The organism is Agrobacterium sp. 16-2014-1-2a, from assembly GCF_053522705.1.
On record NZ_JBNWBX010000006.1, the window covers coordinates 96,576 to 110,562 of the forward strand.

15 protein-coding genes and 1 pseudogene are annotated in these 13,987 nt (G+C 57.3%); 13 read left to right on the plus strand and 3 right to left on the minus strand.

The window, feature by feature from the left end; translation table 11 throughout:
* Positions 1-123: 123 nt before the first annotated feature.
* Positions 124-833: pseudogene (locus ACQZ45_RS18195) on the minus strand (IS6 family transposase).
* Here ACQZ45_RS18195 and ACQZ45_RS18200 point away from each other — a divergent pair.
* From ACQZ45_RS18200 to ACQZ45_RS18230, 7 genes are all read left to right on the plus strand, one after another.
* Positions 765-1,097: a recombinase family protein gene (locus ACQZ45_RS18200; protein ID WP_436628394.1), complete on the plus strand. Its 333-nt coding sequence runs from the start codon at positions 765-767 to the stop codon at positions 1,095-1,097. The pseudogene ACQZ45_RS18195 and the gene ACQZ45_RS18200 sit on opposite strands and share 69 nt — an antisense overlap.
* Positions 1,098-1,476: 379 nt before the next feature.
* The gene (locus ACQZ45_RS18205) at positions 1,477-2,112 is read left to right on the plus strand and encodes a DUF1062 domain-containing protein (RefSeq protein WP_013637294.1); all 636 of its coding nucleotides are present in this window, start codon (positions 1,477-1,479) and stop codon (positions 2,110-2,112) included.
* A gap of 220 nt (positions 2,113-2,332) precedes the next feature.
* Positions 2,333-3,175, plus strand: a complete 843-nt coding sequence (gene hchA / locus ACQZ45_RS18210; RefSeq protein ID WP_013637295.1) for a glyoxalase III HchA — start codon at positions 2,333-2,335, stop codon at positions 3,173-3,175.
* The gene (locus tag ACQZ45_RS18215) at positions 3,175-3,897 is read left to right on the plus strand and encodes a PA1136 family autoinducer-binding transcriptional regulator (protein WP_013637296.1); all 723 of its coding nucleotides are present in this window, start codon (positions 3,175-3,177) and stop codon (positions 3,895-3,897) included. Before hchA ends, ACQZ45_RS18215 begins: the two co-directional genes overlap by 1 nt.
* A 24-nt stretch (positions 3,898-3,921) precedes the next feature.
* On the plus strand, positions 3,922-4,104 hold the full coding sequence (locus ACQZ45_RS18220; protein ID WP_041694748.1) for an SDR family NAD(P)-dependent oxidoreductase: 183 nt from the start codon (positions 3,922-3,924) through the stop codon (positions 4,102-4,104).
* Positions 4,105-4,167: 63 nt separating this feature from the next.
* Positions 4,168-5,382: a GGDEF domain-containing protein gene (locus ACQZ45_RS18225; protein ID WP_111799477.1), complete on the plus strand. Its 1,215-nt coding sequence runs from the start codon at positions 4,168-4,170 to the stop codon at positions 5,380-5,382.
* Positions 5,383-6,081: 699 nt separating this feature from the next.
* Complete coding sequence (locus ACQZ45_RS18230; protein WP_313593950.1) at positions 6,082-7,365, plus strand: putative bifunctional diguanylate cyclase/phosphodiesterase; 1,284 nt, start codon at positions 6,082-6,084, stop codon at positions 7,363-7,365.
* On the opposite strand, the gene ACQZ45_RS18235 is transcribed toward ACQZ45_RS18230, so the two are convergent.
* The gene (locus ACQZ45_RS18235; RefSeq protein WP_448742402.1) at positions 7,252-7,719 is read right to left on the minus strand and encodes a hypothetical protein; all 468 of its coding nucleotides are present in this window, start codon (positions 7,717-7,719) and stop codon (positions 7,252-7,254) included. The genes ACQZ45_RS18230 and ACQZ45_RS18235 overlap by 114 nt on opposite strands.
* Positions 7,720-7,920: 201 nt before the next feature.
* Positions 7,921-9,291, minus strand: a complete 1,371-nt coding sequence (locus tag ACQZ45_RS18240; protein ID WP_013637301.1) for an aminotransferase-like domain-containing protein — start codon at positions 9,289-9,291, stop codon at positions 7,921-7,923.
* 260 nt (positions 9,292-9,551) lie between these two features.
* Between ACQZ45_RS18240 and ACQZ45_RS18245 the strand changes: the two genes are divergently transcribed.
* The 6 genes from ACQZ45_RS18245 to ACQZ45_RS18270 all read left to right on the plus strand — a co-directional run bounded on the left by ACQZ45_RS18245 (position 9,552) and on the right by ACQZ45_RS18270 (position 13,981).
* The gene (locus ACQZ45_RS18245; protein WP_013637302.1) at positions 9,552-10,034 is read left to right on the plus strand and encodes an MSMEG_0572/Sll0783 family nitrogen starvation response protein; all 483 of its coding nucleotides are present in this window, start codon (positions 9,552-9,554) and stop codon (positions 10,032-10,034) included.
* 68 nt (positions 10,035-10,102) lie between these two features.
* Positions 10,103-11,092 (plus strand): Nit6803 family nitrilase, encoded by a 990-nt coding sequence (locus ACQZ45_RS18250; RefSeq protein WP_421415385.1) that lies wholly within the window; start codon positions 10,103-10,105, stop codon positions 11,090-11,092.
* The gene (locus ACQZ45_RS18255; protein WP_112179040.1) at positions 11,085-12,203 is read left to right on the plus strand and encodes an MSMEG_0568 family radical SAM protein; all 1,119 of its coding nucleotides are present in this window, start codon (positions 11,085-11,087) and stop codon (positions 12,201-12,203) included. Before ACQZ45_RS18250 ends, ACQZ45_RS18255 begins: the two co-directional genes overlap by 8 nt.
* A complete protein-coding gene (locus ACQZ45_RS18260; RefSeq protein WP_112179042.1) occupies positions 12,200-12,739 on the plus strand; it encodes an MSMEG_0567/Sll0786 family nitrogen starvation N-acetyltransferase in 540 nt (179 codons plus the stop codon). The genes ACQZ45_RS18255 and ACQZ45_RS18260 overlap by 4 nt, the downstream gene beginning before the upstream one ends.
* Positions 12,739-13,710, plus strand: a complete 972-nt coding sequence (locus ACQZ45_RS18265) for a sll0787 family AIR synthase-like protein (RefSeq protein WP_013637306.1) — start codon at positions 12,739-12,741, stop codon at positions 13,708-13,710. Before ACQZ45_RS18260 ends, ACQZ45_RS18265 begins: the two co-directional genes overlap by 1 nt.
* Positions 13,703-13,981, plus strand: coding sequence for an MSMEG_0570 family nitrogen starvation response protein (locus tag ACQZ45_RS18270; protein ID WP_013637307.1), 279 nt, complete (start codon positions 13,703-13,705; stop codon positions 13,979-13,981). The genes ACQZ45_RS18265 and ACQZ45_RS18270 overlap by 8 nt, the downstream gene beginning before the upstream one ends.
* Positions 13,982-13,987 lie beyond the last annotated feature (6 nt).

Genomic DNA, 13,987 nt, shown 5'->3' on the forward strand with positions numbered 1-13,987 from the left:
ATTCGGCGCTAGCGAAAGTCGAGAATTGCCCCGGCGCGGCATGAATGAAACGCAACTGGCCCACCGGCATCGTAAAGTTAACGGCCGAGAAGCAATAGGATGACGCCGGCCGCGTTGTACCGCTTACATTCGAGCGATTTGCGCCCACAGGTCTATTGCCTGCGAACGAAGTTCGCGATGATGGCTGGAGGAGATGTCATGTCGGGGATGTGGAACATGTTGGCAATTGGATCATGGATAGAGACGAAGCGTTGTAGATGTCGCTGTGACTTGAAGCACTTCATGATCCGCTCTCGCCGCCGGATTGGTTGGTGAGAATTCTCTGCCCGATTGTTCAAGCCTTTATGCGAACGGTGCTCGACACCGGGCATGATCTTTCGCTTTGCTGCGCCGTAGGATCGCAGCTTGTCACTGATCATCACACGCGGTGAGCGACCTTGTCCTTTCAACAGCTTGCGCATCAGGCGTTTCGCCGCCTTTGCGTTTCGGCGGCTTTGAACGAGAACCTCCAGGACGAAACCGTCCTGATCGACAGCACGCCACAGGCAATGCTTCTTGCCGCAAATTGAAACAACGGCCTCATCGAGGTGCCATTTATCTCCGAGCCGACCGGATGATCGGCGTCGGATCTCGTTGGCGAAGGCACGACCGGATTTCTCCGCCCACAGCCTGACGGTTTGGTGCGAGACAGCGATCCCACGGGCAGCCAGAAAGTCCTCAACCATTCGCAGGCTCGGAGGGAAACGGAAATAGAGCCAAACCGCATGGGCGATGATCTCGGCGGGAAAGCGATGGCGGCGATAGAGTGGGTCACGGTCTGTTATGAACCACATTCCGTTAAGTTGACGACGCCCTTCGGCGCCATCGCTCATTTTGAACGTAGGTTGATTTCGGAACGTACCAAGGACGGTATCGCCGCCGCAAGGACGAAAGGGAAGTTGCCAGGCCGGCAACCGCTCGACATGAAAAGGGTCGAAGCGGCAATCAAACTTAGCGAAGCAAAAACATCTCCGACGGAAGCAGCCCGGCAGCTTGGGCTTGGGCGCTCTACTGTCTATCGTGAGATGCGTCGTCTGGGTATCCAACGACCGGCCTGATCAAATCGCATCATCGGAAGTTGCAAAAAAGCCGCAACACCTCAGGTTTCAGCTTTCCACTGCCGTTAAGGACTCCGAATCAAACCGGTCATTTGGTATAGCTCTTGGTTGAAGAGCGTTGGCGCATCGAGGTAGACTTTGCCTAAGTAAATACCGGTCTCAATCCAGTTTCACCCTTACTGCCGGATAGCGATATGCTGTCGGTGTATAATTCTGTTCATCGGGTGGCGGCAAGAGACCGGTTTGGCATTGTTACAATGTGCCAGTGCAGCTCCGCTGTCTCAGCTCTTCAGCCGCCCAATAGCATCGCCACACCGTGCCCTTCAGGGGTTTCTCATGCACCATCTTGGTGGGCTTCCGAGCGGAAGACCAAGACGGTATGTGCAATACACTTCAGGTCCAATGGACCATTATACCCACAACACCTCCCCAGCCGTGGATCGCATGCAGCGGATGTGGTGGCATGAGAGCATTTCAATCCAGTGGCAAAATCCGGCTCAACGCCAACGGCCGCAAGCTCGATGCATGGCTCATCTACAAATGCCTGGCATGCGAAAAGACTTGGAACCGGCCGATTTTCGAGCGGCAGAATGTTCGCGACATCAATCCCGACACCCTTGTAGCGTTGCAGTCCAATGATCCTGAGTGGGTCCGGGCAGAGGCGTTTAACCTGGAACCTCTGAAGCGGAAGGCGCAAAGGGTTGATGAGTTTGATGATTACGCCATCGAAAAAACCACGCTGCGTGAAGCCGAGTACTGGACGAAATTGGTGATCGACCTGGTAACTCCTATTCCGACCAGTACACGCCTTGATCGTTTACTTGCGTCGGAGTTGAGGATTTCACGCTTGCGGCTTCAGAAGCTGAACGAACGTGGTTTCCTCCAGGCAACCTCTGACCGCGCCAACGCAATGCGCCGGCATATAAAAACCGGCACGGTGGTCACCATCGATCTATCCGACGAGTCGGATCGAGAGCAATCGTGGAAGCCTTTGGCGACGGGTGGACCGCTTTAGACGCAGTGGCGGAGGCCTGAAATCCTCAGGCCTTCGTCCATGACGGTTCACCTCTGCCGTTGTTTAGCGGGAAATCAACGCGACGCCCTCTTGTCGGGGATTAAGCGAACAACGTGACATCGCCCCTTCCAATGCTTTGAGGGAAACCCCTCGTTGCCGTCTTGGGAACGAGGGTTACAATATCGGCATCTTAATCGTTCAGGAGGGCCAAAAGGCTGAAATGCAAAACGAAAGTAAAAATCCGCGTCCCGACCCGGCAGAGGAAAATGCGTTCTTTCCTTCCCCTTACTCGCTGAGTCAATTTACCTCACCCAAGTCCGATCTTAGCGGAGCTGATTATCCCAATGCCTATAAAGGTGATAAGAAAGTTCTCATGATCGGCGCCGATGAGCGCTATCTACTGACCGATAATGGCAGCTTTTTCTCGACCGGAAACCATCCAGTGGAAACGCTGTTGCCAATGTATCATCTGGATAAGGCCGGCTTTGCCTTCGATGTCGCCACCGTCTCGGGCAATCCTGTCAAGTTCGAGTTTTGGGCCATGCCTTCAGAAGACACCGAGGTTAAGAGGTTTTTCGAAAAGTATCATCCACAGTTCAAAAAGCCCCTGAAGCTTGCGGACGTGATCGCCAGCGGTTTGGACGACTATGCTGCCATCTTCATCCCAGGCGGTCACGGCGCACTGATCGGCATTCCTGAGAGCAAGGATGTCGGGGAGGTTTTGAAATGGGCAGCAACGAGCGACAGATTCGTGATCTCTCTCTGCCATGGGCCCGCAGGGTTCCTTGCCGTCGGAGAGAACAGTGAGATCTACAAGGGTTACAAGATTTGCGCTTTCCCGGACGCGATTGACGCGAAGACGCCTGATATCGGGTACATGCCCGGTCATTTGACATGGAAGTTCGGCGAGAAGCTGGAAGCCCTCGGATTTGAAATCTTGAACGATGATATCTCCGGCGCGGTTCATCAGGATCGCAAACTCCTGACGGGTGATAGCCCGATGGCGGGTAATAATCTTGGAAAGTTGGCCGCACAGGCGATGCTGAAGGAATTTTCTAACTGATGGAGGCCCCCGGCGCGGCAGACAGAGTGTTTCAGAGCGTTCTGGCGATTGATGCCGCCGAAACGTTCCAAACGATTCAGACCGAGGTTCGCTCTCTCGTCGCGCCGTTCGGCTACGACCGCTTTGTACTGTTCTCAGCGTCCGCCGCGCGAGAGGAGCCAATAGAACGTATTTATTGGATTGAGGGAGATTGGTTTGGAAATGGCGATCCAGTCACCGAAGAAACATATATCCGGCGGTGCGCAATAACGCGTCATATCCTCGGTGCCCGGGAGCCGTTTTTTTGGACAAAAACATTTCGTGAGAACGGCGAACTATATCGCGTCGTCAATCTGCCGCGCGGGCCCGGCATTCACGGACTGCAAGTTCCCGTATTTGGCCCTTCGGGACTTGAAGGTGCCATGAGCCTGGGGGGGACGCAGATCAATGCGTCGCCAACGACGAAGTGGATTTTGACGTTGTTGGCCGTGGCCGCTTTTTACTCCGCACGCAAATTGATTGAGGCGCCCGTTGCGTCTGCAATAGCAGTCCTTTCGGACCGAGAGCGTGAAGTCCTCACCTGGACAGCAGCGGGTAGGCGGCAATTCGAGATTGCTGCGACACTGGGGCTTTCGGAAAGAACAATCGAAAACCATCTGCGGCGTATCCGTCATCGGCTGGGCGTGAGTACGACAGCACAAGCAATCAGGATAGCGATTCGAAATGGTGAGATTACAATCTGACCATTAGCTTTCAGGAGATTGAACATGTCGAAGACGATACTCATCACCGGTGCGGCTTCGGGCTTGGGCCGGGGCATTGCTTTTGGCTTGGCGAAAGCTGGTGAACGGGTGATCGCGGGCTGCCAGATCTGGCCGCAAGCACCCCGAGCTTCAGTGCCGGCACTCAACAGCGAGTTTAACGCTACGCCAACCATGTCGGTAATATGAGAGGCGACATAAAGAATCTTATAAGGACCACCCTGTAGGCTTTGACGTAAGGCAGGCAGAGCGATGCAGATCGATTTACAAACCCTTTGGTACTTAACAGTCGGAACGCTCCTGGTGTCAGCGTCGCTTCTCCTTTGGGAAAGGCAGGCTCATCCAGGTCGCTCACGCGCGCTCGGTGTTCTGGCCGCAGCACTCTTCGCGTTCGTTCTCGGCTGCATGCTTGCAATGAACCGCAGCCACTTTCCGGTCGCGCTCGGCATGGGGGCGATCAACATCCTAATGATGTTGGGCTACCTTCTTGTCCTTAACGCCATCGCTGGCCTCGACGGTCACCGGTATCTCTGGTCGTCCGTCGCAGCGCTAAGCTTTCTAGCCATCGCCTGGGCGATCGCTGGCACGCACTTCCCGGCCGCCTTCTGGAACCATGTCTCGTCTATCCCCATCGCGCTGACCTGCGGCCTGACAGCATGGACACTTCTGCGCAGCCGCACGGTCCAGCGATTGCGCTCACGTCCGATCGCAGTATCGATCTCGGCCGTCCATGCCGTGTTCTACCTTGGCCGAGCGTTCATTGCCCCTGTTCTCCTTGAGCGGTACGGGCAAGATATTATCTCCATCGTCGCGAAGGCGACGATGTACGAGGCCGTCTTGTACTCGGTAGCGATGCCGATGTCCTTTCTGATGATTATTCGAGAGGAGGAAAAGCTCCACCTGCTCCGCGTGTCACAAACCGATCAGTTGACCGGGCTTGCAAACCGTCACGCCTTTTTTGAGCAGGCATCTCGGATCCTCCGGGAGCGGCATGATGACCCCGTGTCACTGCTCGCCTTCGACCTCGACCACTTCAAGGCGATCAACGACCGTCATGGACATCAAACCGGAGATAAGGTTTTGCAGCTGTTCGCCGAAACCGCCCGCGAAGAAGCGGGGCCCGACGCGCTTATTGTCCGGCTAGGCGGTGAGGAATTCGCTGCGCTTCTGCCACGGTGCGACCATTCCCAAGCTCTCAGTCGCGGCTTGGCGATCGCAAGCCGGTTCGCCAAAGCAGCCGCTCGGGCAGAGGGCTTGGAAACCCAGGCCACCGTCAGTATCGGCCTTGCGGCACCTGACTGCCACGACCTCGCCGGGATGCTTGCAAGCGCCGACGGCGCGCTGTACCGGGCGAAAGCCCTTGGGCGGAACCGGGTTGAGGTAGCACGGTCAAACGAATCGAGGCAACAGCCCTCAGCCAATCCCGTGCCTCATCATTTGCGGTTAGTGGCGACCGGGGTGCCCTGATTCGATGTAGCTTTTGGGTCATTGATTGTGTCGAAATCCGGTGAGCCGGTGGAGCAAGGCACCCTGCTGCGACTGTGCTCAATAGCCCGCTGCACATGACGTGCATTTTAGGCTGCCAGCACGAATGAAACTTTCCTAGTAAAGGCACTTGGAGAGCTAGTCACGTCTCAGGTGTCCCAACGTCATCAAGCACCTGGCGAAGTAGCGACACCAGCATATCAACCTCTTCATGCGACAGCCCTTTTGTCATGTCCGCATTGCCTTGGCGCAAAGAAGCGCGACGTGCCGACAATCGTATGAGTATCGTCTCAGTCGCGAAGGTGGGGCGCAAAAGTGGCCAACTTTTTCTCCACCCCGTGGGAGGTCTTTACTCCGCCGTTGACAATTCCGTTCCTTCTCAGCAGCCCAGGGCACCTGATTAGATGAAATTTGCTTCTATGATAAAAGTCTTCGTTAGCCCTGATCAGATCAGGAACTGGTCGCACAGTAGAAATCCAGCTATCTGGGTTGGCGGATACGGCCATAGTCTTGTAGTCGACACTCGCGCCGGTGAATCCCGCGGCGGTTGGAGATATCACCTTTGAATCGCGACAAAAGGTGCCTCGACGAATGGTGAGAAGAGAAAAAGATGGGTCCCCGGCGGGCTTACCTCCGCTTCAGATGAGATTGCAAAGCGAGCCGCGAAGACAGAAGGTGGCGGTGATCCTCAAGCTGGCTGGCGTGGCCTGCATCGGTCTCGGGCTGGCGTGGACGCTCTGCTACCTCTATTTTGGTCGCTACGAGCTGTCGGTAGTGTTCATCGGATTGACCTGCGTGGGCGTGCTCGCCCTCCATCGCAGCAAGCGAAGCGATAGCTCATCGCTCCTTGTCGTTGCCCACGGGGTTTTTGTGGTCGTCTGCGCCATTTCGCTGATCGATGCACCCATCGCCTGGGTTCCTCGGTCGGCCCACCTATTTCTGCTTCCGCTTGCCGCTGGAGCGGCTTTTACTTTTGAGCGACACGAGCGCTATGGAACGCTGATCTTCCCCCTGATTTGCATCGCCGCTTTTGTTGCGTTCGCGATGGGCGCGCTAGACCCCCTCGCACCAGCTATCTCGCCGCCACTGGAGGTGCGCGCATGGGGCGCAAAGCTGAATACGACGACGTCGATGCTGCTGCTGGCCATGGTGTTTGGCATCTACCGCATCGATAGTGGAAAGCGCCTGCGGCTGGAACGCGAGTTGGGTCGAGCTGTCCGTAACGGTGAGATCGAGGTGTACTTTCAGCCACAGGTGCGTGGTAGTGGCATTGTAACTGGTGCCGAGGCGCTCGTGCGCTGGCGGCATCCGTCCGGTAAGCTGCTGTCACCCGATGCCTTCATCGATCTCGCGGAGGAAAGCACTCTGATATGCGAGATTGGGTTGGAAGTGCTTCGTCAGGCCTGCGAGACCCTCAGGCACTGGTCCGACAACCCACGCACGCAAGCGCTACGCCTGGCAGTGAACATTAGTCCTGTCCAGCTACAGGATCCTTCGTTAGTGTCGTCGGTTTCGAGGATCATTCGTGAGGCGGGCATTGATCCGTCCTTGCTGGAGTTCGAGCTTACCGAAACTGCACTGGCGACCGATACTGCGGCTGTGCTTGAGCGGATGGAAGTGCTGGCGTCCAGTGGCGCCTCTTGGGCGCTTGACGATTTTGGAACCGGATACTCCTCGTTGGCAACGTTGCGTACCCTACCGGTGCGCAAGCTAAAGATTGATCGGCAGTTCCTTATCGAGGCCACAAGGCAAGAGCGCGCTCAGCGGCTTCTCGGAAAAATCATCGAGATATCGCATGTCATGGATATGTGTGCCTTGGCCGAAGGTGTGGAGACGCCTGACCAGCGGGAACTATTGACCCGACTTGGTTGCGACCACTTCCAAGGCTACTTGTTCGCCCAGCCGATGCCGCGCGAGGAGTTGAATAGATGGTTGGGTATCCACTGCGGCTTGCAGTTGGTCTAGCAATTGTCCGGCCCGCCGAGTGACGTCTTCCTCGCCTTGGGACAGTTCGCCATTAAGAAGCTCCTCCATCAGCTTGTGAAGTACGCTACCGCGCAGGGCGCCTGCTCGGATGATTCGTAGTCCGTCCGAGGTGCTATCCACGACAAAACTGTCTATCGTGTCTGCGTTGCGGTCAGGATCGCGCTCGCTCGGAAGATCCCGGAGGATGGGTTCCGAGGCTGCGACAATGCGCTCGCGCTCGGCGATGAAAATGGCATCGGTCTGCCCGTTGGTCAGGACATTAGCAGTGGTTACTTCAGGAACAGGCAGCATGTCAGTTTGAAGCTCATTCAGGCGCTTTTGTCCCAGATCCATGACCCTGGATCACGAGCGCGACGAGGCTCCTGGCAGATCGGGGATTACGAGAAGATCGCGGGCCCGCGTGGTCGCAATTACCACAACCGTTCACGTTGCCTCGCTTCGCGAAACTCTTCCTCGCTGAGGGCGACTGCCAAGTCCGGCGGGTCGATGCCGCCGCCGATCCAATGAAAGGTATCGTCCGATTCGAGAATGTCGTCAGCCCATCCAGCCAGCGTCAGAAAGCGAGTTCGCCATGAATAGCAATCCGGCGCGCAGCTGTTCGCGGTTGACGATGCCCCCAAGACACACTCTGACATGTTCGTCAGGTGCGCCGAGAACAGTAAATGCGTCTGATGGCATCAGCCCGACATGACGACCGGCCATCCGTCCCATGAGTTCCGCCCTGCTGAAGCCCTTGGGCAGCTTTAGCCATATGCTGAAAGCCTCCGGTTCGCCTCTCACATCTAAGTCCGGGAGCGCTTCGATGGCGATCTTATGTCGGGCTGCGCTTTCCGAACGGACAAAGTGGCGAATGGCGTCGGCTGTTCCGTCCTCAATCCACCGCGTCGCGAGCGCCATGCAGATCGGTGACGGCATTACAGCGCTAGCTCGCATTGCCTGGGAGAGGGAATACGCAGCCTTTGCGCTAGGCGAAACGGTATAGGCGAGGCGCAGGCCCGCGCCAAGGCATTTTGCCAAACCGCCGATGTGCCAGGTGAGGTCGGGAGCCAGAGTAGCAAAGGGAACGGGTGCTGCGGCAGGAATGAAGCCATATGCATCATCCTCAATCAAGGGGAGCCTGTGGCGTAGAAGCACTTCGGCAATTTCCATGCGCCGGTCCCGTGGAACGGTCAACGTCGTGGGATTTTGAACCGTCGGATTGAGATAAAGAGCCTTCGGCTGGTGCAAATGAATAGCGGCGTCAAGCGCATCCGGCATAACGCCAGAAGCATCCATCGGAATTCCCACGAGTTGCAATCCCATACGAGCTGCGATCGCTCTCAGACCGGGATACGTCACAGCCTCACACAGGACAACATCGCCCGGTCTCGTCATCGTTGAAAGAACCGCCGTCATCGTCGCATGCGCTCCGGGTGTTATTGCAATCCGTTCAAGACTTGGCACCATCCCTCTTTTTGAAAGCCATGAAGACGCTGCCGCTTTATCCTGTTCGCCTCCGGTCGTGGACTGGTAACGGAGAAGAGAGATCAGGTTGGCTGAGACAGTCTGCAGCCCATCCTGCATCCGCGCCACAAGGTCCGGATCCTGAGGTTCGGGAGGCATGTTCATTGACAAATCCTCGTCGCTGGCCCGACGTGGATCGATCCGATGCTCCTCCTTCGGCCGACCAAGGGCAAAGGTGCCCCTCCCGACATGGCTCTCCACAAGGCGACGCGAATGCGCCTCGTTGTAGGCGCGACTGACGGTCGTGAAATCGATCCCAAGACGCTCGGCGAGCGTGCGCTGTGGTGGCAGTCGGTCACCGGCCGCGATATCGCCGCGCTTGATCGCCAGTTCTATCGCATCTGCTATTTGAAGATAACGTGGCTTGCCGTCAGGGCGGAGTTGCGGGATCCATTTCAACATTTTATTTCGCGTCCGAGTTAAGATTGTTTCATATTGTATGGATAGAAAATTGTGTTTTCAAGCTGAAATTCGAGACAATAACTCGCCCAGAATTTTAGCAAATATCCGTCGTTTACGCTGTTTTCTTAGGCAGTTCGCATATTGAGAATGCAAAATTACAAGTTTGAGAAAAATTATTGTATGGACATTGAACTGATTATTGATTCATTCAATTTCCTTCGTATCGTTTCTGCATCAACCCCGCATAAGGAGATGCAGACATGCCTGAAGTAACGCAGCCGCCGCACAAGGATGGTGACTTCTTTGTCGACTACGAGTCCAAGGTTTTTGAGGACGTAAAAGCCGATCCTGGTGAAAAGGCGCTTGTTACCTTCCACACCGTGGCGTTCGAAGGCTCTATCGGGCTTGTGAACATTCTCAATGCCATCCGCCTGCAGCGGAAAGGCTATGAGACTTCGATCCTTCTTTACGGGCCGGGCGTCACACTGGGGATCCAGCGAGGTTTCCCCAAGCTCGGGGATGAAGCGTTCCCGGGCCATCTGAACTTCAACAAGAACCTTGAGCGCTTCATGAAGGAGGGCGGAAAGGTCTATGCGTGTCGTTTCGCTCTGCAGGCCCTTTATGGGCACGGCGAACCGGCTCTGATCCCCGGCATCATCCCGATCCTGCCTCAGGACGTCCTGGACTGCGTGCTTCTGCACAAAAAGGCCAACGCCCTGATCATCGACACATGGACCGTCTGATTTGACCTCAACACCCCGTTCGGCAGCGAACGGGGTGCGCCGTTCCAGGTTATTCAAAGGAGCCAGTCATGCCCAAAACAGTACGTGCCGCAGCAGTCCAGATCGCGCCCGACCTGACGTCACGCGCCGGCACCGTCGAGCGGGTCCTCAATGCAATCGCCGAAGCTGCTGACAAAGGCGCCGAGCTGATCGTATTTCCCGAGACCTTCGTGCCCTGGTATCCCTATTTCAGTTTCGTTCTGCCACCTGTCCAGCAAGGCCCTGAGCATCTTCGGCTTTATGAGGAAGCAGTCACGGTACCATCAGCAGAAACACGGGCCGTCGCGGACGCCGCGCGCAAACGCAATGCGGTTATCGTCCTTGGCGTCAATGAGCGCGACCACGGCTCGCTCTATAACACTCAGCTGATCTTCGACGCGGATGGCAGCCTGAAACTCAAGCGTCGCAAGATCACGCCGACCTATCACGAACGGATGATCTGGGGCCAAGGCGATGGCGCCGGCCTGAAGGTTGTCGACACTGCCGTCGGTCGCGTGGGTGCCCTGGCATGCTGGGAGCATTACAATCCTCTGGCCCGCTATACTTTGATGGCCCAGCATGAGGAAATTCACGCCTCTCATTTCCCGGGCTCACTGGTCGGCCCGATATTCGGCGAGCAAATCGAAGTCACCATGCGCCACCACGCGTTGGAATCGGGCTGTTTCGTGGTCAATGCCACCGGCTGGCTGAGCGAGGAGCAGATCGCATCTATTCATCCGGACCCCGCCTTGCAAAAGGGGCTGCGCGATGGCTGCATGACCTGCATCATCACGCCGGAAGGACGCCATGTCGTACCGCCGCTGACCTCGGGCGAAGGCATCCTGATCGGCGATCTGGACATGGGGCTCATTACCAAGCGCAAGCGGATGATGGATTCGGTCGGACACTATGCTCGGCCTGAACTGCTGCACCTTGTCCATGACACGACGCCCGCACGCGCACGCGAGCAGGTCGGCCTTTCAGGCGATTTTCCCGATGCGGAGCAAGACAAGCTATTTGAGGAGGTTCATAATGCGTGAGCTGCCATCGATAGATCCGGAACTCATCAACGACCTCCAGACACGAGGAATGCGTCTCGTCGATCCGCGTGCCGGCCACGAGAGCAGGCGCGGTGGCGCAGGTCCTTCCGACCATAAGGCGGTCAATTTCGGAGACACAACCGTGATGGTGCCGGTACATACCGCACCCGCATTCGACAGTCCCTATCTCGTGGAAGCGCCCGATGCCGAGGGCCGGGCGCGCATCACCAAGGAAGGATCAGAAGTCGCCCGAATTCGATTTCCCAATCGGCCACGTTTTTACGATCTGATCACGGCAGACGGCATTCCGTATAACAAGATCGCAGTTCTTCATTCCCGCGACGTACTTGCCACGACCATTCTGCAGACCTGCATTCGCTATGAAAGCCGCAAGAAGACCTGTCAGTTCTGTTCGATCGGCCAAAGCCTTGCCGCCGGCCGGACTGTCGCGCACAAAACTCCCGCGCAACTGGCAGAGGTCGCAAAGGCTGCCGTCGAACTCGACGGCGTCAAGCACATGGTAATGACCACTGGCACACCTGCGGGCAAGGACCGCGGTGCTGCCGTTTTGGCAGAGAGTGCGCGCGCGGTTAAGGCCGTCGTCGACCTGCCGATTCAGGTGCAATGCGAGCCTCCGGAAGACGATGTCTGGCATGAGCGAATGAAGAACGCGGGTGCAGACGCATTGGGGATGCACCTTGAAGCGGTGACACCTGAAGTCCGCGATCGGATCATGCCGGGCAAGGCAAGCGTTCCGCTTGAAAAATACTTTTCCAGCTTTGAGGCCGCAGTCAAAGTGTTTGGGCGGGGTCAGGTCTCGACCTACATCCTCGCCGGTCTGGGCGATACGCGCGAAGCCATCCTGGATATGTCCACGCGATTGGTCGCAATGGGCGTCTACCCATTTGTCGTCCCGTTCGTGCCTATCTCAGGCACACCGCTAGAAAGTCACCCCGCACCGAAATCCGATTTCATGGCCTCCATCCTGGCTCCCCTGTCGCAGATCATCATCGACGGCGGACTTAAGGCCTCGGATATCAAGGCCGGTTGCGGAAAATGCGGTGCGTGCTCGGCGCTCTCAACTTACGAGAAACTGAGGATCCCGGCATGAGCCTCATGGATCACTCCACCTTCATCTGCCCTGAATTCATCATCCGGGCAGCAACTGAAACCTGGGAACTTCAAGGGGTATCTCGTCTTCGACGCCAGGTGTTTGTAGAGGAACAGCGCATCTTCGTCGGCAGCGACCACGACGAAATCGACGCTCGTGCCATCCCCCTTGCGGTAATCGCCACGTTGGCGGCCGAGCCTGCGGACGTCGTGGGCACTGTCAGGATCCATGAGCCAGAACCCGGCATCTGGTGGGGTTCGCGCCTTGCGGTCGCTCCCGCATATCGCAAAGTCGGAAGATTGGGTGCGGAGCTGATCAGGCTTGCGGTAAGCACCGCCAACGGCATCGGATGCCTAGAATTTCACGCCCATGTCCAGCTTCAGAACGTACCTCTTTTTCGCCGGCTGCATTGGGAGCCGCAAGGAGAGATCGACCTGCATGGCGTGCGGCACATGCACATGCTGGCTTCACTCGAGCACTATCCCCCCATATGCGACCCGGCCATCGGCTGGTCGGCAAGAGCACGGAGATCGTAATGGAACCCTCCGCCCTGGCGACAGCGCTTGCAGAGCATCCATCGATCCGCAGCAAGCTCGACATCGCGGCCACGACACGCGCGCTTTCGCTATCTTCCGGAACACCGGGAATGCCGGGCGACGATGCCGCCGCAACTCCAGCTCCGGATGGCACCTGGGATTTGCTTGCGGGGGAAGGTTTCATGCCGCAGTTCGTGCAGGACGATCCGTGGTTCGCCGGGTGGTGCGGCGTGATGGTCAATCTATCGGATATCGCTGCCATGGGAGGGCGTGCGACCGCGCTGCTCGATGCGGTGTGGGCACCGGACGCGGCGTCTGCGGAACCCCTGCTTACCGGTCTACGGGATGCAGCGATTGCCTACGGCGTACCGATCGTCGGTGGGCATACGAACCTCCGCAGCAAAGATCTCAATCTTGCCGTATCCGTGACAGGACGCGCGAAGAGGCTGATTTCCAGCTTTGCAGCCGCCCCTGGAGATGTGCTTATCGCAGCCGTCGATCATCGCGGGCATTACCGGCCGAGCTTCGACAACTGGTGCGCGGCCCTTGATGCACCTCATGAACGACTGCGTGGCGACTACGAGATCCTGCCGGAGCTTGCCGAGGCTGGTCTGGTGGATGCAGGAAAAGACATCAGCCAGGGCGGCATTGTCGGCACCGCGCTTATGTTGGCCGAATCATCTCGCTGCGGGTTCGACATCGAGCTTGCCGATATCCCGCTTCCGGCAGGTGTTGCAGTCGACCGCTGGCTGCGCACATTTCCGAGTTTTGGCTTCCTCCTTTCAGTTCGGCGGGAACGTGCAAACGAGGTCTGCTCAGTATTTGGTGCTCGGGACATCAGCGCAGCTGCCATCGGTCACGCAACGGACAGCTCCCGGATCGATCTGACGAGCGGTGGCGCCAGGGCAACGTTCTGGGACTACGCGGCAGCCCCCTATATCGCGCTTGCAAAGGAGATAGCCCATGCCTGAAGTACGCTTTACAATCCGATGGCCTGATGGGACGGAGGAGAGCTGCTACTCGCCCTCGACCGCCATAACGCACCATCTCGAAGCCGGGTGCACCTATCCGCTGACTGAATTTGTCGAACGTGCACGCACCGGGCTGAACGAGGCATCAGACCGCGTCGCGGCGAAATTCGGCTTCGCCTGCTCATCCGCACTCGACCAACTGGCAAAGATCGAAACGACAGCTGCCGCTCAGCCGGCTGACGCCAAGGTCACCTGCCTCTCGATGTCATGAAAGGGT

Excerpts from the sequence above, each read along its gene's own strand:
- hchA (WP_013637295.1), top strand. The coding sequence starts at position 2,333 with ATGCAAAACGAAAGTAAAAATCCGCGTCCCGACCCGGCAGAGGAAAAT.
- ACQZ45_RS18265 (WP_013637306.1), top strand. The coding sequence starts at position 12,739 with ATGGAACCCTCCGCCCTGGCGACAGCGCTTGCAGAGCATCCATCGATC.
- ACQZ45_RS18225 (WP_111799477.1), top strand. The coding sequence starts at position 4,168 with ATGCAGATCGATTTACAAACCCTTTGGTACTTAACAGTCGGAACGCTC.
- ACQZ45_RS18235 (WP_448742402.1), bottom strand. The coding sequence starts at position 7,719 with ATGGATCTGGGACAAAAGCGCCTGAATGAGCTTCAAACTGACATGCTG.
- ACQZ45_RS18220 (WP_041694748.1), top strand. The coding sequence starts at position 3,922 with ATGTCGAAGACGATACTCATCACCGGTGCGGCTTCGGGCTTGGGCCGG.
- ACQZ45_RS18215 (WP_013637296.1), top strand. The coding sequence starts at position 3,175 with ATGGAGGCCCCCGGCGCGGCAGACAGAGTGTTTCAGAGCGTTCTGGCG.
- ACQZ45_RS18260 (WP_112179042.1), top strand. The coding sequence starts at position 12,200 with ATGAGCCTCATGGATCACTCCACCTTCATCTGCCCTGAATTCATCATC.
- ACQZ45_RS18200 (WP_436628394.1), top strand. The coding sequence starts at position 765 with ATGGGCGATGATCTCGGCGGGAAAGCGATGGCGGCGATAGAGTGGGTC.
- ACQZ45_RS18255 (WP_112179040.1), top strand. The coding sequence starts at position 11,085 with ATGCGTGAGCTGCCATCGATAGATCCGGAACTCATCAACGACCTCCAG.
- ACQZ45_RS18205 (WP_013637294.1), top strand. The coding sequence starts at position 1,477 with ATGTGCAATACACTTCAGGTCCAATGGACCATTATACCCACAACACCT.
- ACQZ45_RS18240 (WP_013637301.1), bottom strand. The coding sequence starts at position 9,291 with ATGTTGAAATGGATCCCGCAACTCCGCCCTGACGGCAAGCCACGTTAT.
- ACQZ45_RS18270 (WP_013637307.1), top strand. The coding sequence starts at position 13,703 with ATGCCTGAAGTACGCTTTACAATCCGATGGCCTGATGGGACGGAGGAG.
- ACQZ45_RS18245 (WP_013637302.1), top strand. The coding sequence starts at position 9,552 with ATGCCTGAAGTAACGCAGCCGCCGCACAAGGATGGTGACTTCTTTGTC.
- ACQZ45_RS18250 (WP_421415385.1), top strand. The coding sequence starts at position 10,103 with ATGCCCAAAACAGTACGTGCCGCAGCAGTCCAGATCGCGCCCGACCTG.